At 32.7% G+C, this 20,338-nt stretch carries 20 protein-coding genes; 11 read left to right on the top strand and 9 right to left on the bottom strand.

Annotated features, from left to right (window positions below; all coding sequences use genetic code 11):
- Nucleotides 1–49: 49 nt before the first annotated feature.
- Nucleotides 50–1,699 (bottom strand): hypothetical protein, encoded by a 1,650-nt coding sequence (locus J5Y03_RS07180; protein ID WP_209404060.1) that lies wholly within the window; start codon nucleotides 1,697–1,699, stop codon nucleotides 50–52.
- Nucleotides 1,689–2,492: an ABC transporter ATP-binding protein gene (locus J5Y03_RS07175; RefSeq protein ID WP_209404058.1), complete on the bottom strand. Its 804-nt coding sequence runs from the start codon at nucleotides 2,490–2,492 to the stop codon at nucleotides 1,689–1,691. Before J5Y03_RS07175 ends, J5Y03_RS07180 begins: the two co-directional genes overlap by 11 nt.
- Before the next feature lie 168 nt (nucleotides 2,493–2,660).
- Between J5Y03_RS07175 and J5Y03_RS07170 the strand changes: the two genes are divergently transcribed.
- Nucleotides 2,661–4,019 (top strand): MATE family efflux transporter, encoded by a 1,359-nt coding sequence (locus J5Y03_RS07170; protein ID WP_407648412.1) that lies wholly within the window; start codon nucleotides 2,661–2,663, stop codon nucleotides 4,017–4,019.
- Nucleotides 4,020–4,209: 190 nt separating this feature from the next.
- Nucleotides 4,210–4,875, top strand: coding sequence for a lysoplasmalogenase (locus J5Y03_RS07165; RefSeq protein ID WP_209404056.1), 666 nt, complete (start codon nucleotides 4,210–4,212; stop codon nucleotides 4,873–4,875).
- Between the two features lie 255 nt (nucleotides 4,876–5,130).
- Here J5Y03_RS07165 and J5Y03_RS07160 read toward each other — a convergent pair whose 3' ends face one another.
- Together J5Y03_RS07160 and J5Y03_RS07155 are read right to left on the bottom strand one after the other, a co-directional pair.
- On the bottom strand, nucleotides 5,131–5,592 hold the full coding sequence (locus J5Y03_RS07160; protein WP_209404054.1) for a hypothetical protein: 462 nt from the start codon (nucleotides 5,590–5,592) through the stop codon (nucleotides 5,131–5,133).
- 572 nt (nucleotides 5,593–6,164) lie between these two features.
- A complete protein-coding gene (locus J5Y03_RS07155) occupies nucleotides 6,165–7,691 on the bottom strand; it encodes a DUF6056 family protein (RefSeq protein WP_209404052.1) in 1,527 nt (508 codons plus the stop codon).
- Between the two features lie 400 nt (nucleotides 7,692–8,091).
- On the opposite strand from J5Y03_RS07155, the gene pepT reads away from it, so the two are divergent.
- Nucleotides 8,092–9,324 carry a peptidase T gene (gene pepT, locus J5Y03_RS07150; protein ID WP_209404050.1) on the top strand — a complete coding sequence of 411 codons (1,233 nt, stop codon included), beginning with the start codon at nucleotides 8,092–8,094 and terminating at the stop codon, nucleotides 9,322–9,324.
- Between the two features lie 98 nt (nucleotides 9,325–9,422).
- On the opposite strand, the gene J5Y03_RS07145 is transcribed toward pepT, so the two are convergent.
- A complete protein-coding gene (locus J5Y03_RS07145; RefSeq protein WP_209404048.1) occupies nucleotides 9,423–10,628 on the bottom strand; it encodes an MFS transporter in 1,206 nt (401 codons plus the stop codon).
- A gap of 268 nt (nucleotides 10,629–10,896) precedes the next feature.
- Between J5Y03_RS07145 and J5Y03_RS07140 the strand changes: the two genes are divergently transcribed.
- The 8 genes from J5Y03_RS07140 to J5Y03_RS07105 all read left to right on the top strand — a co-directional run bounded on the left by J5Y03_RS07140 (nucleotide 10,897) and on the right by J5Y03_RS07105 (nucleotide 16,724).
- Entirely contained in the window at nucleotides 10,897–11,832 is a 936-nt protein-coding gene (locus J5Y03_RS07140; RefSeq protein ID WP_209404046.1) for an aldo/keto reductase, read from the top strand.
- A gap of 134 nt (nucleotides 11,833–11,966) precedes the next feature.
- Nucleotides 11,967–12,908, top strand: coding sequence for a Gfo/Idh/MocA family protein (locus tag J5Y03_RS07135; protein ID WP_209404044.1), 942 nt, complete (start codon nucleotides 11,967–11,969; stop codon nucleotides 12,906–12,908).
- 156 nt (nucleotides 12,909–13,064) lie between these two features.
- Nucleotides 13,065–13,442: a VOC family protein gene (locus tag J5Y03_RS07130; protein WP_209404042.1), complete on the top strand. Its 378-nt coding sequence runs from the start codon at nucleotides 13,065–13,067 to the stop codon at nucleotides 13,440–13,442.
- Between the two features lie 304 nt (nucleotides 13,443–13,746).
- Nucleotides 13,747–14,415: a 7-cyano-7-deazaguanine synthase QueC gene (gene queC, locus J5Y03_RS07125; RefSeq protein ID WP_209404040.1), complete on the top strand. Its 669-nt coding sequence runs from the start codon at nucleotides 13,747–13,749 to the stop codon at nucleotides 14,413–14,415.
- Nucleotides 14,408–14,884, top strand: a complete 477-nt coding sequence (queD, locus tag J5Y03_RS07120) for a 6-carboxytetrahydropterin synthase QueD (RefSeq protein ID WP_209404038.1) — start codon at nucleotides 14,408–14,410, stop codon at nucleotides 14,882–14,884. Before queC ends, queD begins: the two co-directional genes overlap by 8 nt.
- The gene (gene queE, locus J5Y03_RS07115; protein ID WP_209404036.1) at nucleotides 14,877–15,593 is read left to right on the top strand and encodes a 7-carboxy-7-deazaguanine synthase QueE; all 717 of its coding nucleotides are present in this window, start codon (nucleotides 14,877–14,879) and stop codon (nucleotides 15,591–15,593) included. Before queD ends, queE begins: the two co-directional genes overlap by 8 nt.
- Before the next feature lie 3 nt (nucleotides 15,594–15,596).
- Nucleotides 15,597–16,097: a preQ(1) synthase gene (gene queF / locus J5Y03_RS07110; RefSeq protein WP_209404034.1), complete on the top strand. Its 501-nt coding sequence runs from the start codon at nucleotides 15,597–15,599 to the stop codon at nucleotides 16,095–16,097.
- A gap of 210 nt (nucleotides 16,098–16,307) precedes the next feature.
- Nucleotides 16,308–16,724: a CBS domain-containing protein gene (locus tag J5Y03_RS07105; RefSeq protein WP_209404513.1), complete on the top strand. Its 417-nt coding sequence runs from the start codon at nucleotides 16,308–16,310 to the stop codon at nucleotides 16,722–16,724.
- 60 nt (nucleotides 16,725–16,784) lie between these two features.
- On the opposite strand, the gene J5Y03_RS07100 is transcribed toward J5Y03_RS07105, so the two are convergent.
- From J5Y03_RS07100 to J5Y03_RS07085, 4 genes are all read right to left on the bottom strand, one after another.
- Nucleotides 16,785–17,153 (bottom strand): HsmA family protein, encoded by a 369-nt coding sequence (locus J5Y03_RS07100; protein ID WP_209404032.1) that lies wholly within the window; start codon nucleotides 17,151–17,153, stop codon nucleotides 16,785–16,787.
- 199 nt (nucleotides 17,154–17,352) lie between these two features.
- Complete coding sequence (locus J5Y03_RS07095; RefSeq protein ID WP_209404030.1) at nucleotides 17,353–18,567, bottom strand: sensor histidine kinase; 1,215 nt, start codon at nucleotides 18,565–18,567, stop codon at nucleotides 17,353–17,355.
- 278 nt (nucleotides 18,568–18,845) lie between these two features.
- Entirely contained in the window at nucleotides 18,846–19,583 is a 738-nt protein-coding gene (locus J5Y03_RS07090) for an SIS domain-containing protein (RefSeq protein ID WP_209404028.1), read from the bottom strand.
- 27 nt (nucleotides 19,584–19,610) lie between these two features.
- Complete coding sequence (locus J5Y03_RS07085; protein WP_209404026.1) at nucleotides 19,611–20,333, bottom strand: GntR family transcriptional regulator; 723 nt, start codon at nucleotides 20,331–20,333, stop codon at nucleotides 19,611–19,613.
- Nucleotides 20,334–20,338 lie beyond the last annotated feature (5 nt).

The following is a 20,338-nucleotide window of genomic DNA, read 5'->3' as shown; positions in this document are numbered from 1 at the left end:
AAAAAGCTTAAATACACTATTTAAATGTACCTAAGCTTAAATATGTTTTTTATTCAATAACTTTATCCCACGAAATAGTAAAACCTTTTTTCCACAGAACATAATTACTAATAAGTAAAAGGCAAATATAGATGTAAATTCCATAATTTAAGAAAGAGAATAGAACATGAATACCAGCTATAACTCCAAGGATTAACATTAAAAAGAATATTATAATCCCCTGGCCTTGACCTGCTACTTCAAATTTTTGCGAAAAAGGCAATGACTGTTTCATTGCTTTAAAACAAATCACTACATATAGGAGAATTCCTAATAAAACAGCGATTAAATCTGGGATGATTCTCATTCCAAAAATGAATAAGTAACTTATGCTCACTACACAATAAACTGGTATAAAAAGCTTTAAAAGAAAAGCCTTAAAAACACCTTTAAATATTGGTGTAACCTCATGAATTGGAGTAGTTTTATACAGCCATGAGCCTTGATATTTCTCTGAAAACTTTATCATCATAATCATAGTAGGAACTATGAATGCACAAAAATAACTATTATAGTATAATTTGCCATTCACAACATCCTGATAACTATCGTGCATAAGTGAATTTGCTAAAAAGATAAAAGGAAACACTAAAGAAAATCCTAAGGAAGGATAGATCTTGAGCTTAAATTCTCTTTCTCTTCTCATCATGGAATAGGCAAACTTAAAAAAGATTTGTTCTTCTCTTGAAGCACATAAAAGTTTACTTACTCGATTAATGAATTTATAGCTTCTACCTTTGCTTTTTGCTTGATTGTTAAGTAGTTTTTGCATGTTTTTCTCAAAGGAAGGCATTAGTTTAATATAAATGAGGATGGCTCCAATTGGTACAATGAAAGCAAGTAAAGAAAGAGCAATCAGTAGACTAGTAGTATGGTGATTTAGTAGCACTTCAAATGGCGCCCCAAACCAGACAGGGAAAATAAAAAACTGCCACCATTTAGGCGTAAAAATTAACTGTTTATCAACGAGGACAAATAATCTCCCTACAAGTTGATACCCTACCGCAAGTACAATCGATAAGATAATTTGTACATAATTAATTATATCTTTTAATTTTTCACCATCGAAAAACTTAAGTACAAGTAAATAGACTAACCCTGTTAATACAATAATCAAGAGACTAATTATAATGATTTCGATTAGAAATAAGAAGAAAAACAAAACGCCATGTTTAATTAATGCCACGATTAACGAAGGGCCTGTTATACAAAATGTAATTATAAGAACATAATAAATGATATGGAATGTTTTAGCCATGTTGATTGTCTTTCGGCTAACTGGCTTTGAGAACAATATATTTTTGTCTCTCACATCCAATAATACAGAGGAAAATTCAGAAATTAGCGTCGTCATGACTAAAAAGGAAAGAATTGCAAAAATCATACTCATTTGAAAGAAATATTGATTTTCCATAAATATGAACGGAAGCATTATTAATCCAACTATCCCATAAAATATAAGCGACTTAGAAAAGTTGTTTATACTATCTTCCTCTCTATTCTTTTTTGAGGAATTACTTAAAACAGTTGAAACTCTTCTTTGGTCCATCATTAACTTTACCTGTAAAATTTTTCGAAATACAGGATAGTCGACATTAACCCAACGAAAAAAGAAAGATATTCTATCTAATAATCGTAGAAATAAGAAATTATTTTTCATTCTGTTCTACCTCTTGAATCGTTTGGACAAAATCTTTTGCGATTTCCTTGTGTTCATTAAAACCAGTCAATTGGTTAAAGATTTCTTCTAAGGAACCTTCTTTACTTTGTTCTTTTAGTTCTTCAAATGTACCATCCGCTACAATTTCTCCACCATTCAAAAGAATTATTCGGTGACTTATTTTTTCAACAACCTCCATAATATGCGAGGAATAAAAAATTGTTTTACCTTGCGCTGCTAATTGAGCCAATATTTCTTTTATGACCATTACGCTGTTTGCGTCTAATCCACTTAATGGCTCATCTAAAAATAAGATATCTGGATTATGTAATAAACTAGAGATTAATAAAACCTTTTGTTTCATCCCTTTCGAATATGAAGTCAATCTTGTTTCATACATTTCTTCTAATCCAAAACTTTTCATTAGCTCCCTAGCCTTCTGATCTGCATGGTCAAAGGACAAACCATATAGCTCTCCAACAAAAGTTAAATACTCTCTAGCAGATAAATTTTCATACATCTCAGCTATTTCGGGAACATAGCCAATCTTTTTCTTATAATCTACATTGCCATTCCCAATACGCTCTCCTAGAACGGTTATTTCTCCGTCATATCCTTCGATTAATCCTAATAAAATTTTTACTGTCGTACTTTTTCCGGCTCCATTTGGACCTATATAACCAACAATTTGTCCTTTCATCACGTCTAAATTAATATTATTTAATACTTTTTTATAGCCATAATACATCTCAAGATTACGAATTGATACGGCTACTTCACTTTGATTGTTCATCATTATCCCCCCTAACCCAATTATATGAATTTTATCACAATTCAATTATTTATTGTGATAGAATAGTAAACATATTTTGGAATCAAGAGTTAAAAAATTTCCCTGGTGAATAAACTAATCAAGGAGAACATGTTACAATTGACGTATTGTTTTGAGATGGAGGGGAAAATGACTAGTTCAGTAAAGAAAAAAATCACACGCTTTTTAAAATTATTACTACCCATATTAGTTACCCAAGTGACATTATTCGCAATGTCTTTTTTTGATACAGTAATGTCAGGAAATTATGGTCCAAAAGATTTAGCAGGTGTTGCAATTGGTGTGAGTGTTTGGGTACCGATTAGTACAGGACTTACAGGGATATTAATTGCCGTAACTACATTAGTAGCAAATTATAATGGTGCACAGCAAAAAGAGAAAATTGCTCCTCTTATCACACAGGGATTATATTTAGCACTGACTGTTGGAGTAGCAATCATTATAATTGGTTCTTTTTTAATTAACCCTGTATTAGATCACATGAATCTTGAGAAGCACGTAAGAACAGTTGCTTATCACTTCTTAAGAGCACTTTCATTTGGTATTATTCCACTATTTTTATATAGTGTTTTACGTTATTTTATTGATGGAATTGGTAGAACAAGGACAACAATGATTATTACCGTTCTTTCTGTCCCGATCAATGTAGTTCTTAATTATTTTCTTATTTTTGGGAATGCTGGTTTTCCTCGTTTAGGTGGTGTAGGTGCAGGCGTTGCGTCAGCTATAACTTATTGGATTATTTTAGGCTTAGCAACTTACATTGTCCTTACAAAACAACCATTTACATCTTATCGTGTATTGAGAACTTTTTCTCCGATTTCTTTTTCAGCTTGGAAAACTATACTGAAGATTGGTTTGCCAATTGGACTTAGTATCTTTTTTGAAGTAAGTGTATTTGCAGTTGTTACACTTTTATTAAGTGAATTTGATACAATCACAATTGCAGCACATACGATAGCGATGAACTTTGCATCGATGCTTTACATGGTTCCCTTAAGTATTTCCATGGCGCTTACAATTGCAGTTGGGTATGAGGTTGGAGCAAAAAACTTTCATTCTGCAAAGCAATATAGCATTATAGGAATCCTAATGGCGCTTCTCGTTGCGTCGGTCTTTGGTTTGATCATTTATCTCTTCAGATATGACGTAGCAGGAATTTATACAAATGATCATACCGTGCAGATGATGGCTGGGGGATTTCTTATTTTTGCGATTTTCTTCCAATTATTTGATGCAATTGCAGCTCCGATTCAAGGTGCATTGCGAGGATATAAAGATGTCAATATCACACTATTAATGATGATTCTTGCATACTGGGTTGTTGCTCTTCCAATCGGCTACTTCCTTGCAACTAATACAGATTGGGGCGCAAAAGGTTACTGGATTGGTTTAATTTCAGGATTGTGTTTCTCTGCTGTTACATTATTTATTAGACTAAATTTATTACAGAAGAAAAAAGAAGAGACAGCAGCTGTAGCATCTTAATTAATTCGATTATAACTATTATGCAAATAGTTCTTATTTTTGCTACCTCCTTTAACTAGCAGGTAGCTTTTTTTCTTTGAGACTGAGATGGATTTCTCCAAATTGATTTCATTTTAGGAAATTAAAAAGGATTTCATTATATTAAGTAGAATGATACAGTTTAAGGATTCACTATAAGGAGGATTTTTTTATGAAACGTCTGCCTCTAGCAATACTAATTATGGCAATCATTTATATATGGTTAATTCCGTCTGACCCACTAACAATAAAGATTTTATTTAAATTAATCCCAATGTTATTAATCTTAATTTATGCTTACCTCCAAAACCCTTTCGCTTCATCTAAAAACCGATGGCTCATTTTAACCGGGTTATTTTTCTGTATGCAGGGTGATTGGTTGATTACTTGGTTTATTTTTGGGCTAAGCTCATTTTTAGTTGGGCATTTATTTTATGTTGGAGGATTTTTAAGCAAATGGCGTTTTTCACGTGTTCGACTCATGATGATTTTACCAATCGCAATTTACGCCATTTATATGGGAAGCACGATTATTCATCATCTAACAGATAAAGGTGACACATCACTCATTTGGCCTGTCATTTTCTATATTACTGTTATTTCAACGATGGTTTGGTCTGCTATTATGACTGCGAATAAGTGGGCAATAATTGGAAGTGTTCTTTTTATGATTTCTGACTCTATTTTATCTTGGAATCAATTTGTTTCAAGTATTTCATATTCCAATATACTAATTATGACCACATACTATTTAGCACAATTTTTTATAGCAAAAAGTATTCTAGCTAGTACAGTTGATCATACTGTGAGACCGGCTAATTCATTAAATAAAGCCTAAAAACTAGGCAGTATTCGTAAAATTTGTTGCTATTTAAAAATACGTTAAGTTGATTTCCATTCCAGGATACTCTCTTTCCGTGGGGCGGGCGGTGAGCCTCCTCGGCACGCCTGCGGGGTCTCACCTGTCCCGCCGCTCCCACAGGAGTCTCGCACCTTCCATTCCAATCAACTTTATTTTCAACATTAAAACAAGCTACTTTTGATTTCAGTAGCTTGTTCATCCCTTTGTATTTAGGTAAAAGAATTTTATTAATTAAACACCTTGTTTTGTATGCTGAACTAATTCAATTCGTAATACATGAACACCTTTCTCTTGATCAAAGCATTCTTTATTAATGACCCAATTAGGTGCTAAAAGAGATTTCAATAATGTGAAGTTCTCCGTTGTCATTTTAATTTCATCTAAATATTTTTCATGAACCTGATAGTCACTTTCTGGTTGTAAGTCAAATTTGATACGTAACAATGTTTGAAGTGAGCCTTTTGTAAGGAAAGTTAAACAATACCCCTCTTCTATTGCTTTTACTGCGTGCTCTTGATTTTTCTCATAAAACCCTATAAATGATTCCCAATCAGGAAATCCTTTTCCATATTCATCAAAATTCTTTGGATCCCCTTTATGTAATAGACTAAGTATTTCGTCAGTGCTTACCCCTTGTTTACGTAACTCTTCTATCATTATGGCAATATTAATCGTTACTTTTACTTTTTCCATGTGTTTTCTCCCCCATCTTTTTCATGAGTTATCCTTTATTCTATATTTATTCTTTGATGTCACATCCAAATCCTTTGTAAGTGAAGAAAGACATAAAAAAATAATGACAAATTTGATAATTACTAAAAAAATTAGGCTGTTTTCGTGTACCTATTGATTGGAACGTAAGGGTACACACTTCAATCAATTTTATTATCAATAGTTTCAAAACAAAAAAACTTTTAGAAATAAAAATGACTATCTTATACATAGACAGTCATTTTGCGTCATTATTAATAATAGGCTCTTTTTTTAAGATTGTTGCTTTTAGGTTTTGTAATTTAAAAGCAAAAATTGATTGGAACGGAAGGGTGCTCGACTCCTGTGGGAGATGCGGGAAGGCTGAGACCCCACAGGAGCATATGCGACGAGGAGGCTCAGCTCACGCCCCTAGGAAAGCGAGCATCCCTACGTTCCAATCAACTTACACATACTGAAATAGCAACAATCTTTTAGAAAAGAGCCAAAAAAATAGATAAAGCAGAATTATGATCTACTTTATCTATCTTTTTATCACTTTATACAGGGTAAAATTACTTGTTCATTTTTTCCCATCTTTTATAACTAATCACTTTTAATTTAGTGTTTTCAGGAATATGATAATACTCTTTAAACGTTTGATATTGGTAACTATCAATGATTGGCGTACTATGCCATAAAAATTGTTCAAAAGGTAATTTTGCTAACATAATTTCATCTTTATGTGCATTAACTTGCTGATGAATGTAATCCATACGTTGACGGTCTACCATTCCATTCATTGTAAAAATATAAATGTAGCAAGCTGATACAAACAGAGCAAAAATAGTAAATAATTTGTTTAAAGAGAATAAATTAAAGTATTTTTTTTCTATAATATATTGTCCTAATTGAATTGTGACCATTACATAGAATGTGTATGGAGCAATAAAACATCTTGGACCAAATGGTTGAACAAATATTAGTGGAGCAGCTAAAACAATAGCTGATAACCAATATAAACTTGCTTTTTGTTTAAAGTTTTTATTGTCTGTATATAGCCAAATCGTTAGTAGAACACTTATGAAAAAAATCACTGAAAAGAATGCTTCAAAATCATTTGTATGAATTTTGAAAACACTCATTTTTAATCGATCGACCACAATTGGTTTATAAAGTGGATAGATTACTAAAATAGTTAATAGACCATTTTTAATAAAACTACCAAACATCGAAACTGACTTTTTGTATTTTATAATTAAAATTATACAGAAAGTAGCTATTAGAAGATTCAACACAACATTATTCGAAAATAGCATTGGATACATCTCATTTGTAAATGTATGATAAATTTTCATAACTAAACTTTCATGAGCCACGGCTGATTGTCCAATTGAGCGATATTGGTCTTTTCCACTGAAAATTGCCATATATGCTCCATTAGTGAACATAATAATTGCGCCAATTACAGTCGAAATAAAGTAAGTTACATGAACCGCATATACTTTTCTAAATTTTATAGCTGTAAAAACGATAACAATTAGTGCCATACATAGTGTGTATAGTGTTATATGCTCCATAAATAACTCAGTAATAATCCCTAATGGAATAACTACAATGATCATCCATGTTTTATAAACTGGTTTATCATCTTCAAAAATATTTTTAATTATAGCTAAATAAAGTAATACACAAACAATTGAAGTGATATAGTTTGAAAAACCTGCTATCCATGCGTATGTCTGGCTAATGACATTAATAGGTACACATAGGAACAATACTAAACTTAAAATGTAATTGAAATAAGAATTATTTTTCGATTGATTCGCTGCTAGTATAACTAAAACTGTTGCAAATAAAGACATCACAAAGAATCTGATCCAATAAACACGAGTTAAAAATAACTCAAAAAGATTCCCCATATATCTTCCATTATAATTCGCAAACCAATTATTTAATCGATGGATTCCATCTGAACTTCCCCAAGTCCAATCATCATGTGTCAATGGAGTATTGTACGCCAAATAAAAATACAAACCAAAAACACTCAAAACAAAGAGACTGAAGAATAACTTATTTTTGTAGAAATTTTTTGTCTCCATAAATGAATGTTCCCCTCCTTATATGCAAGTTCAATCACTATTATTATCTTAAACAAGCTTTTAATTTTCTTTTTGGAACAACTTTAACAGTCTAACATACTAGAACATTGTAAGTCTATTATGTTATGGGGGGATTAATAACCAATTCATCATAGTTATTCCAAAAAATTAATTCTCTGCAAAAAAGACGAATTATTCTAAAAATGACGAAAGAAATTAACCATTAAATTACGCTCATTTCGTATTATAGAATAATACATAGGAAAAATATTTATAAGAAGTTTTCGATTATGATTTACTTAAATTGGATTAATATTTTATAAACAAAGGCGTCCAATTATGTAAAAATTTATTTATCATGATAGTATTAAAACAACCTACTTAAAGGAGCTGAATGAAATTGAAAAATGAAATAATTGAACGTTTTACATCTTATGTTAAAGTGGACACACAATCTGATGCGAGTAGTAACACATGCCCATCTACACCTGGGCAATTAGTTCTTGCAAATAAACTAGTTGAAGAATTAAAAATGATTGGCATGGAAGATGTCACAATCGATGAAAATGGTTACGTTATGGCTACTCTTCCTTCAAATACCGAGAAGGAAGTACCAACAATTGGATTTCTAGCTCACGTTGATACAGCAACAGATTTTACTGGTACTAACGTTAAACCACAATTAATAGAGAATTATGGTGGAAATGATATTGTTTTAAATGAGACGTTACAAGTCATCATGTCGCCTAAAAAATTCCCATCACTACATAATTACAAAGGGCACACATTAGTCACTACTGATGGTACAACTCTTCTAGGTGCTGACAATAAAGCTGGAATTACCGAAATTATGACCGCAATGGCTTATTTAATTAAACATCCAGAAATTAAACATGGGAAAATTAGAGTTGCTTTTACACCTGATGAAGAGATTGGAAGAGGTCCTCACAAATTCGATGTTGATGCATTTGGTGCAAAATTTGCTTATACAGTTGATGGCGGACCGATTGGTGAACTTCAATACGAAAGTTTTAATGCTGCAGGTGCAACAATTACAATTAAAGGAAGCAATGTCCATCCAGGAACAGCTAAAGGAAAAATGGTAAACTCAGCTAAAATTGCGATGGAATTTAATCGTAAATTACCTGTAGAGGAAGCTCCAGAATTTACTGAAGGATACGAAGGATTCTATCATCTTATTTCAATGAATGGCGATGTAGAAAAAACAGAACTTCATTATATTATTCGAGATTTTGATAAAGAAAAGTTTGAAGCAAGAAAAGCAACATTTGAAAAAATTGCCCTAGATCTTAAAGAGCAATATGGTAAAGACAACATCATTTTAGAAATGAACGATCAATACTACAACATGGGAGAAAAAATCGAACCAGTTAAAGAAATTGTTGATATCGCTTACAAAGCAATGGAGAATTTAGATATTAAACAAATCATCGAACCAATCCGCGGTGGTACAGACGGTTCCCAGCTCTCTTATATGGGATTACCTACACCGAACATTTTTACAGGTGGCGAAAATTACCACGGTAAATATGAATATGTTTCAGTAGACAATATGATCAAAGCTACGCAAGTTGTGATTGAGATCATTAAATTATTTGAAGCTGAGGCATAATATTTTTACTAAATCTATTAAAAGTCTAAAAACAATAAGCTAACCCTTAAAAAAATAGGGTTAGCTTATTGTTTTTTGACTGAAGTAGAATATCCTTTTTATATCAGTTCCACTTTTTTTGTTTCTTTTCCTAATAATAATACTGCTAATGCTCCAATAAAAATGGCAATACAGAAGATCGTAAAGATCGAGATAATTGAAATATGTTGAGCTTCCAGATAAGGAACTAATAAAGGTCCAAATATTCCACCTATACGCCCAAAGGAAGCAGCCATCCCACTACCAGTCCCTCGAATGACTGTCGGATATTGTTCAGGCGTATAAGCATATAATGCTCCCCATGCTCCAAGGTTGAAAAATGAAAGAAACATTCCTGCTAATAGCAAAAGTGTCAGTGATTCAGCTGAACCAAAGAAATATGCACTTAATCCTGTACCTATTAGATAAGTAACTAAAACAAACTTTCTTCCAATCTTTTCAACTAACCAAGCTGCTGTAAAATAACCCGGTAGTTGAGCGAGTGTCATTATTAATACATACTTAAAGCTTTTTATTAAACTAAATCCTTTCATTAACATAACACTTGGAAGCCATAAGAACATTCCATAATAAGAAAATACAACACAAAACCAAACGATCCAAAGCATGGTTGTTGGACGTATGTATTGTTTAGACCACACTTGTTTAATGCTTTGTAAAACGGACAGTCTTTCTTTTTTATGTACGGACTGAAATTGCGGTGAATCTGGTAAATTAAAGCGTAGGTAGAGTGCATAAAGTGCTGGAATCATCACTAGCAATAATGCCTTTTCCCAACCATATTTCGGTATGATAAAATAAGAAATTAAAGCAGAAACAATCCATCCGATTGCCCAAAAGCTCTCTAATAAGATTACGACTCTTCCTCGCTTTTCAGCCGGAACGCTTTCAGAAACAAGGGTAGAAGCAACAGGTAGTTCTCCTCCAAGTCCCATACCAACGAAAAATCGTAAGAACAAAAACATAAATAAGGTCGTTGAAAATGCTGAAGCGCCGCTCCCCAAAGAAAATAACAATAACGTAATAATAAAAACATTTTTCCTTCCAATACGATCAGCTAATATTCCAAAAACAAATGCACCGACTGCCATTCCAATCGAGTTAACGCTTCCAATCCAACCCATTTGTTGCACTGATAAATTCCAATCAACCTTTAAAGCTGCAATGATAAAAGACAGCATACCTACGTCTAGTGCATCGAACATCCAGCCCAGACCTGAAATTCCAAGCAACTTCCTATATGAAATCTCTTCCTTCTTTTTCATGTAACTCTCCTTGATCACATACTAGACTCACAAAATTATTTTGCCCCAAAAAGTATACAATCATCTTTTAACTTTTGACAGCTTTTTTTAGATATTTCAGTCTTCAGTTTGAGCAATTATAGTAACTAAGCTAATACAACCACACTATTGCTCCACTAAACATAAATAATTTTAATAATATTCAAATAGTTAAGCTAACTATTTTCTTTCACATCTCGTACTTTGATATGATATTAGCGAGGTTGAAAAAAGGAGATGACAATAATAAATGGCTAAAAAAGTTCAAATTGGTAGAACTGATTTATACGTAAATCCTCTTGGTTTAGGCACAAATGCTGTTGGTGGACATAACATTTATCCAAATCTTAGTGATGAGACAGGAAGAGAAATCGTTCGTACTGCTTTAGAAAATGGAATTAACTTTTTAGATACTGCATTTATTTATGGTCCAGAACGTTCAGAAGAACTAATTGGAGAAGTCATCAAAGAAATGGGCAACCGAGAAGAAGCTATCGTCGCAACGAAAGGTGCTCATAAGTTTGCGAATGGGAAAATTGAGTTAGATAATTCACCTCGTTTTTTAAAAGAGGCTGTAGAAGGTAGCTTAAAACGCCTTCAGACCGATTATATTGATTTATTTTATATTCATTTCCCTGATCAAAATACACCAAAAGACGAAGCTGTTGGTGCACTAAAGGAATTAAAAGATCAAGGAAAAATTAGAGCAATTGGCGTATCTAACTTCTCTATTGAACAATTAACTCAAGCAAATAAAAATGGCTATGTAGATGTCCTACAATCCGAATATAACTTATTTAAACGAGAGGCTGAAAAAGATCTATTACCTTATACCTCAGAAAATAACATTTCATTCGTCCCTTATTTTCCACTTGCGGCAGGCCTATTAGGCGGAAAATACACAAAAGATACAACATTCCAAGATGGAAGGGCAAAGAGACCTTTATTCCAAGGAGAAACTTTTATTCGTAACTTAGAAAAAGTAGAACAAGTTCGAGACATTGCCTACAATAAAAATGCTGAAGTTGCTCATGTTGTTCTTGCTTGGTACTTAACTCAAAATTCCATTGATGTATTAATTCCAGGTGCAAAAAGACCTGATCAAGTATTAAATAACTTAAAAACAATAGATGTCCATTTAAGTATTGATGAGATTGAAAAAATTAATCAAATCTTTAAAAGCTAATATCTCTTCTATAGGAATCTATGAAAAAATGAAATTATTTATATGTGCTTAAAAGTGAAATAAAGCACTTTAATAAGTTTATTTTTCTTAATATAATTAATTATCAGTTTATTGAATTGAAAGGTGGTTTCCTCATGATAAAAGTTGGTGTTATTGGACTTGGTGCGATTGGGCAGCGTCTGATTAAAAATTTTAATGAACATTCTGATGTAACGATTGTTTCCGTTTGTGATCGGGTAGAAGAACGACTTCAAGAAGTGTCTACTGAATTAAAAGATGTATTAACTTTTTCAAACTACGTTCAAATGCTTGAGGAAGTAGAATTGGACTTAGTGTATGTTGCGGTACCTCCAAAGTTTCATCATCAAGTAGTTTCTGATGTCATCGCAAAAGGTAAGCACGTTTTATGTGAAAAGCCTCTCGCAAACTCAGTTGAAGAAGCGAAAAGTTTATATACACATGCAAAAGAAAAAGGAATTCTTCATGCAATGAATTTCCCTTTAAATTATAAGGAAGGTAGCAACACATTCGCTCATCTAATCCAAACTGGATACATAGGAGATGTAAGACGTGTTGAGCTAAAAATGCATTTCCCCGAATGGCCACGCCCTTGGCAGCATAACGAATGGATTGCAAGCAAAGAACAGGGTGGATTTGTACTGGAAGTTGGCGTACATTACATCCAACAAATCCAAAAAATATTTGGGCCAATTAATGTCTTAAACCGTTCTCTTCAATATTCTGAAGATAAAGCAGCATGTGAGATCGGAATAATTGCTCAAATGGAATTGGAAGATGGAACACCGATCGTAATTGATGGATTAAGCGGAATTGCTGGAAAGGAAGAAATTAAATTCACAGCTTACGGAACAGAAGGCACATTGTCCCTATTAAACTGGGCTGATCTTGAAGGCGGAAAAGTAGGAGAACCTATTCAAACAATTGAAGCAGATCCATCTTTATCTTATTCGCTTGTTGATCACCTTGTAAGAGCAATCAAAGGTGAAGATGCTAACATCATAGATTTCTATGCAGGTTATGAAGCTCAAGTTGTTCTAGAAAACTTAAGAAATTAGTTTAGTGAGGCACAATGGTTCGCTATTGTGCTTTCTTTTTATCTTTATTGAATTTCATTTGGAGAGGACTTTATGAGAAAAAAAGACTCAGTAAACTTTATTCTGCACGAACAAAGTAATCAATTTTATTAAATCAGATAAAGGGAGAGGAATTTTATGAAACCAAATTCAATACAAAAAATTGGACAAATTGGGTTACCTATAAAAGATTTAGAAAGCGCGATTAGCTTTTACAAAGACTTAATAGGATTACAACTCCTATTTAATACAGACAACATGGCATTCTTTGAATGTAATGGTGTTCGTCTACTTCTTAGCCTGCCTGAAAAAGAAGAGTTTGCTCATTCAAGTTCCGTTATCTATTTTCAAGTAGAAAATATTAAAGAAAAATATGAAGAATTAAAATCCAAAGGTGTTTTATTTATTGATGAGCCTCATATTGTAGCAAAAATGGGCAATACAGAAACTTGGATGACGTTTTTCAAAGACTCAGAAGAAAATATTCATGCATTAATGAGTGAAGTACAAATTTAACTAGTTACGTAAAGATATCAATTCTAAATTGGTATCTTTTTTTATTTGATATTTTTTCCAAAATTGTTATTTTACTAGAAAAATTTTTGTTCTTTTTTGTTTAAACGATTATAATAATATTTGTGCTCTTATCGAATAATTTCGATTGTATTTTAATTAAATAAAAATCCATAAGTCAATACTTATGGTAGAGGTCGCAACCTCCCTCTACAAAAAATAAGGAAAAAACAATATTGTCCGTATTGTTTTATTTTTGTTATTAGGGATGCGCTCTTCTTTTTAAACAGGTAAAGGAGAGAAAAAAATGTTAAAAAACGAAAAAGCAATTGTTGTATTTAGTGGTGGTCAGGATAGTACTACCTGCCTATTTTGGGCAATGCAACAATTTAAAGAAGTAGAAGCAGTTACTTTTAATTATAATCAACGTCACAAATTAGAATTAGATGTTGCTTCAGATATATGTAAAGAACTTAATATACCTCATACTATTCTAGATATGTCCTTGTTAAATCAGCTTGCGCCAAATGCTTTAACAAGATCAGATATTGAAATTACACAAGAAGAAGGGGAGCTTCCTTCGACATTTGTTGATGGACGCAACTTATTATTCTTATCTTTTGCAGCTGTATTAGCTAAACAAAAAGGGGCTCGCCACCTTGTTACAGGCGTTTGTGAGACAGACTTTAGCGGATACCCAGATTGCCGTGATGTATTTATTAAATCACTAAATGTAACGCTGAATTTATCAATGGATTATTCATTTGTCATCCATACACCTCTTATGTGGCTAGATAAGGCTGAAACGTGGAAAATGGCTGATGACTTGAATGCATTTGAATTCGTAAGAACGAAAACATTAACTTGCTACAACGGAATCATTGCTGATGGATGTGGAGAATGTCCTGCTTGTAAGCTTCGTCGTGCCGGATTAGAACGCTATCTGGAAATGAGAGGGGCTTCTCAAGATGTTTGATTTTCGTATTGTAGAAAGACTGCATAAAATTGATGAACACATACAGAAAAAAGACTTAAAATACCATCATAGACGTGTATTAGTAAATAAAGAATTCACTTTTGATGCTGCCCATCATTTACATTGCTACGAAGGAAAATGTAAAAATTTACACGGTCACACATATAAAGTGATCTTTGGAATTAGTGGCTTTGTCGATGAAATTGGTCTTGTGATTGATTTCGGTGACATTAAACAGATTTGGAAAGAAAAAATTGAAATTTATTTAGACCATCGTTATTTAAACGAAATGCTTCCTCCAATGAACACAACTGCTGAAAACATGGTTGTTTGGATTTATGAGCAAATGGAAAATGCATTGGCAGAAAAAACGAATCCAGAACAAGATTTACGTGTTGAATTTGTTCGTTTATATGAAACGCCTACTAGTTATGCAGAAGCAAGACGGGAGTGGATGATTCATGAATAAGGTTCCCGTACTTGAAATATTTGGACCAACTGTACAAGGTGAAGGGATGACAATTGGTCAAAAAACGATGTTTATTCGTACAGCTGGTTGTGATTACCAATGTAGTTGGTGTGATTCAGCTTTCACTTGGAATGGTACCGAAAAACAAAATATCAATTGGATGACAGCTGAAGAAATTTGGAACACTTTATATGAACTAGGTGGAGATACGTTCTCTCATATTACAATTTCTGGTGGAAACCCTGCTCTTCTTCCTTCTTTAGGACCTGTTGTTGACTTTTTAAAGGAAAAAGGAATGACTTTAGCTCTTGAAACGCAAGGAAGTAAATGGCAATCTTGGCTACCTTTAATTGATGAAGTAACACTTTCACCGAAACCACCAAGTAGCGGAATGGACACAGATTTTACGATATTAGAAAACATCATTGATCATCTGAAAAACCATCCAAAAGTATGCCTAAAAATTGTTATCTTTGATGAAAAAGATTTAGCTTATGCAGAAATAGTTCATCAACGTTTCCCGCAGTTACCTTTATACCTACAAGTGGGAAATAGTTGGCTAGAAGCAGATGACGAATCATTATTACAATATTTATTAAAACGCTACGAATGGCTAATTGATCAAGTAATGAAATCAACAGTCTTTAAAAATGTAAAAGTTCTACCTCAATTACATGCTTATGTATGGGGAAATAAGAGAGGGGTTTAAATAATGGCAGTAGGAAGATCACAAGGTAGTTTAGAAGATGTATCATTACTAGGGAATAACAAAGCAAAATACAACTTTGAATATGATCCGTCAATTTTAGAGATATTTGATAATACTCATCCTGACAGAGATTATTTTGTAAAATTTAATTGCCCGGAATTCACATCACTTTGTCCTAAAACTGGACAACCTGATTTTGCAACAATCTATATTAGCTATATACCAGAACAAAAAATGGTTGAAAGTAAATCTTTAAAACTATATTTATTTAGCTTCCGTAATCATGGTGACTTCCATGAAGATTGTATGAATATCATTATGGACGACTTAATTAAATTAATGGATCCTCGTTACATTGAAGTTTGGGGTAAGTTCACACCTCGTGGTGGTATTTCAATTGATCCATATTGCAACTATGGTCGACCTGGTACAAAATACGAAAAAATGGCTGAATATCGTATGATGAACCATGATTTATATCCAGAGAAAATTGATAATCGATAATAAAACAAAAAGTACGTTGTAAAAATTACAGCGTACTTTTTTTAATGTTAATCATATTGTCACACTTCAAACAGTTAAGTTTCTTATTAGTAAGTTTATCAGGGATTAAAAAATGAATTTAGTAAGACGCATGATAATTTTGTCGTTTTTGCATATTTAATCTGATTTTCCCAAATAATATCTTTGTTAATTGTGAAAGGAGGTGTTTTCATAATGCAAGTAAGAGATGTAATGTCAAGCAATGTAGAAACATGCTCAGGACAAGATTCTTTACAAACAATATCAAGTAAAATGGAATCATTAAATGTAGGTGCCATTCCAGTTGTAGATAATGGTCAAGTAGTTGGGATGGTAACGGATCGTGACTTAGCATTAAGAGGAATTGGACACGATGGAGTAGATAATGCATCACAAGTAATGTCTAATAACATTGTGACTATTAACGCTGATGCTAGTCTCGAAGAAGCATCTGCTTTAATGTCTCAACATCAAATCCGCAGATTACCTGTAGTAGAAAACGGTAACTTAGTTGGAATGGTTTCTCTAGGAGATCTTTCAACGCATGAGCTTTCTAATGAAAGTGCTGGTGAAGCATTAACCCAAATTTCCCAAAATGATTTTCAATAATCATTAGATGGAAAAGAGGATGAGTCCCATTCGCCTCATCCTCTTTTGTTATTTTATTCATTATCTTGTCATTCCATAAATTAAGCCTGAAATATAAGGAATTAACCAAATAATCCATACCATAATACTAAATTTGTGGAAGCTTTTTATCATTTTGCTATCTTTTTTAACTAGAACAATTGTTGCCCACACTGCGTGAAATAACATTAATAATATTGCTAATAATCCTGTTATTCCATGGAAACTAAATTCAAACCCTGTTTTAGCGATTTTACCCATAATATTTGTTCCAACAGTATCACATACTAGCCCTAACCAAAAGATTAGAACGTGCCAAAGCTTCAATACTCCTTGGATTTTTTCACTCCATACTCCAATTGTATAAAAAATAAGTGCTAACGTAATAAATATAATGGCATATACTAACATCGTTGTTCCTCCTAATAATTTTGTTTATTTCCTTTGATGACTTTATTTTATATAGGAATGGTGAACAAATGATGAACACGATATTACACTTGAGCTATTTTTCGACATTTTTATAGTTATTCAATTGTATACTTTGGGTATAATATTTATTTCCTATACAATAAAAAAACAGCCTTATCAAGACTGTTGAAAGAATTAATTATTCTAAATGAACGGGAAATCGAATTGTAACCGTCGTTCCTTTTCCTCTGGTGCTATTAAATTGTATTTTTCCTTCATATTTTTCAACAATATTAAAGCAAATCATCAGTCCTAGGCCAGTTCCTTTGCACTTTAAGGAGTAGAAAGGAGTGCCAAGAGATTTTATTTCTTCCTCAGACATACCATAGCCTTGATCAGTTATTTGTATTTCAACAAAATCTTTTTTCTTTTTTGCACGAATCAAAACTGAATCACCTGTGTCAGAAGCTTCAATTGCATTTTTTACAAGGTTTATGAGCAATTGTTTAAACTCTATACTGTTAATATCTATAAATAAGTCATCTTGAATACTTAAGTCAATATTATTGTCATGCAAAAGCCCATAAGACTTAATTAAATCCTTCACACTTTGAATAGTCACTTTCACATCCACTATCTCTACTATTTTATTTTTATCTGGTTTTGCCACCGTTAAAAACTGCGAAATTACATATTCCGCTGAATCTAACTCATCAACCATCAATGAAAAATTTCTTTTTACATCAGGCTCAAAAGATTGATCATTTTCATAGAATTGTAAAAAACCTTTAACCACCGTTAGTGGATTTCTAATTTCATGAGCAACAGCAGCGGCAAGTTGTCCAGTTGTTTTTAATCGCTCTGTTTGTTGTATTTGTTCATAATACAACTGCAACTTTTTAATTCGATTTAAAGTAATAGAATAGATTAGATATAAAATAATTTGGCTTCCGATAAAGTCAATTATATTTCCTATTAAGTCAGATTTTATATGGAGGAACTTTCCTTGGGTGTCGAACAGACTTACGTAAGAAAATGTAACCGTCATGCACAACCCGTTAAATAATAAACAAAAATAAAATAAGCTTGAGTCAAAAAACAGAATGGAAATGGCTGGTATAAAGCAGATAAATATAATAGTATACAAGGTTTCAGGGTATAAAAAGAATAGATTATAGGAATAAGCAGTCCCAATTAAGATGATTATTACTTTTAAAACATGTGTTTCAAATCTAGGATAGATCAGTAAACAAAATGATAAAAGTACCACTAATACGATATGTAAAGTATAACCAACATTAAATGTTGGAAAACGAGAATAAGCAACTATTACACCAGTTGTCATAAATGCAATAAAGAATAGGGCGGATACATAATATAACCTTTGCTTAAAATACTGATTAAATTCTTTCATTTATTCACACCTTTATTATTTCTGTATCTAATTATACTTGTTTCAGGCAATAAAAAAAGGTGTTACTTATTCAAATTGCATAATTTTTCAAAATTTTAGCTTTTGATTTATTCAAATCTAAAGAAGGTAATATGCTCGGTCCCCCTTACGGATATCGATAATCCGTTTTCCGCAGAGTCACAGATTCTTTTTCATGAAACTACAAAAATAAAAAACAAGAGAATGAAGAAATACTATCCTTAGAACTTCATCTTCTTGTTTCTATATTCAATGTCTATTCAGTTATCCAATAACGGAATTCTTTTCTTATACTTATTAATCAATTGGCTGTTATGACCCTCTCCATCATATGCGTTACTGCTTCTAAAAATAGGCGGGATAAAATTATGTTCAATCATCATGTTAGTGGCTTCTACCATCATCCCATTTACGATCATCATGCCAACAATCGTTGAACCTGACCCAAATGAGACAGGAGAATCTGGGTGCTCCATTAAAGCATCACCGACAGCGATATGATTATCAATCACCAAATCAGCTACATCAGCTAGAAACTTCCCCTGTTTATGCCTTGACGTAACACTTTCACGATAAACGACAGATGTAATCGCAATAACATAAGCACCGCGTTCTTTCGCAATTTCAGCTACATCAATTGGAACAGGGTTTCTTCCAGATGTTGAAACAACAAGAAGTATATCGTTCGGCTTAATTTGAACATTTTCCATAACGACATGTGCAAAATCATTTTGCTTTTCCAATTGAGATGATCGTAAAGCACCTTTATGCAGCATCAAGTCTTCAAAAAAGATTGGATGGATCGGTACAAGTCCTCCCGCCCGGTAGAATAGCTCTTCCCCAAGCATATGAGAATGCCCACAACCAAAGACATGAATGATCCCATCTTGCCTAATACAATGTGCTACTTTTTCGGCAGCCAATGAAATATGACTGGCCTCATTCTTTTCTATAATATCGAATAAATCTTTTAATTTTTGAAAATAAAGACTGTACATAGTAGTATCTCCATTATTCGATTGATTTCATCTTTTCATTTGAATCATAAATTTATATCGATCAGCACGGTATACTGATTTTACAAACTCAACAGGGGTTCTATCCTTAAGATACGTATTTCTTTGGATTAGCATAACCGGAGCACCTTTATTAATATTTAAAAGTTTTGCTTCGCTCTGACTGGCAACAGATGACTCAATCACTTGTGAGGCATTATCAATTTGTAGATTTAATTGTCCTTCAATATAGCCATATAAGGATTGATTTACAATTTCTTCTGTTAGTCCCTTAATTAGATTTGCTGAAATATAGTTTGTCTCAATCGCCATCGGAACACCATCAGCTAACCGAACTCGTTTAATTTCATAAACTGGACTATACTCAGTAATCGATAATTGATTAGCAATTTGAATGGTGGCAGGAATGATTTCAAAAACGATTAATTGACTATCTGGCTTCAGTCCCCTTGCCTTCATATCTTCCGTAAAACTTGTTAATCCTTGAAGTGCTTGTTCAATTCTTCTATCCGCTACAAACGTACCTTTTCCTTGTATACGGTATAGATAACCATTATTAACGAGTTGTGTGAATGCTTGTCTAACTGTCATTCGGCTAATTTGATATTTCTCAGCATACTCTCTTTCTGGTGGAAGAGCATCACCAGGCTTTAATTCGCCTTCTTCAATCAACTCTTTAATGTGTTCCTCAAGTTGATAATAAAGTGGAATTGGGGATTTCTTATTAATCATTCTCT

The organism is Gottfriedia endophytica, assembly GCF_017814275.1.
Classification (GTDB): domain Bacteria; phylum Bacillota; class Bacilli; order Bacillales; family Bacillaceae_G; genus Gottfriedia; species Gottfriedia endophytica.
This window is presented reverse-complemented; position numbering and strand designations above follow the sequence as displayed.

Bases quoted from the DNA above. Each gene is read 5' to 3' on its own strand.
- J5Y03_RS07180 (WP_209404060.1), bottom strand. From the start codon at position 1,699: ATGAAAAATAATTTCTTATTTCTACGATTATTAGATAGAATATCTTTC.
- J5Y03_RS07175 (WP_209404058.1), bottom strand. From the start codon at position 2,492: ATGAACAATCAAAGTGAAGTAGCCGTATCAATTCGTAATCTTGAGATG.
- J5Y03_RS07170 (WP_407648412.1), top strand. From the start codon at position 2,661: ATGACTAGTTCAGTAAAGAAAAAAATCACACGCTTTTTAAAATTATTA.
- J5Y03_RS07165 (WP_209404056.1), top strand. From the start codon at position 4,210: ATGAAACGTCTGCCTCTAGCAATACTAATTATGGCAATCATTTATATA.
- J5Y03_RS07160 (WP_209404054.1), bottom strand. From the start codon at position 5,592: ATGGAAAAAGTAAAAGTAACGATTAATATTGCCATAATGATAGAAGAG.
- J5Y03_RS07155 (WP_209404052.1), bottom strand. From the start codon at position 7,691: ATGGAGACAAAAAATTTCTACAAAAATAAGTTATTCTTCAGTCTCTTT.
- J5Y03_RS07145 (WP_209404048.1), bottom strand. From the start codon at position 10,628: ATGAAAAAGAAGGAAGAGATTTCATATAGGAAGTTGCTTGGAATTTCA.
- J5Y03_RS07140 (WP_209404046.1), top strand. From the start codon at position 10,897: ATGGCTAAAAAAGTTCAAATTGGTAGAACTGATTTATACGTAAATCCT.
- J5Y03_RS07135 (WP_209404044.1), top strand. From the start codon at position 11,967: ATGATAAAAGTTGGTGTTATTGGACTTGGTGCGATTGGGCAGCGTCTG.
- J5Y03_RS07130 (WP_209404042.1), top strand. From the start codon at position 13,065: ATGAAACCAAATTCAATACAAAAAATTGGACAAATTGGGTTACCTATA.
- queC (WP_209404040.1), top strand. From the start codon at position 13,747: ATGTTAAAAAACGAAAAAGCAATTGTTGTATTTAGTGGTGGTCAGGAT.
- queD (WP_209404038.1), top strand. From the start codon at position 14,408: ATGTTTGATTTTCGTATTGTAGAAAGACTGCATAAAATTGATGAACAC.
- queE (WP_209404036.1), top strand. From the start codon at position 14,877: ATGAATAAGGTTCCCGTACTTGAAATATTTGGACCAACTGTACAAGGT.
- queF (WP_209404034.1), top strand. From the start codon at position 15,597: ATGGCAGTAGGAAGATCACAAGGTAGTTTAGAAGATGTATCATTACTA.
- J5Y03_RS07100 (WP_209404032.1), bottom strand. From the start codon at position 17,153: ATGTTAGTATATGCCATTATATTTATTACGTTAGCACTTATTTTTTAT.
- J5Y03_RS07095 (WP_209404030.1), bottom strand. From the start codon at position 18,567: ATGAAAGAATTTAATCAGTATTTTAAGCAAAGGTTATATTATGTATCC.
- J5Y03_RS07090 (WP_209404028.1), bottom strand. From the start codon at position 19,583: ATGTACAGTCTTTATTTTCAAAAATTAAAAGATTTATTCGATATTATA.
- J5Y03_RS07085 (WP_209404026.1), bottom strand. From the start codon at position 20,333: ATGATTAATAAGAAATCCCCAATTCCACTTTATTATCAACTTGAGGAA.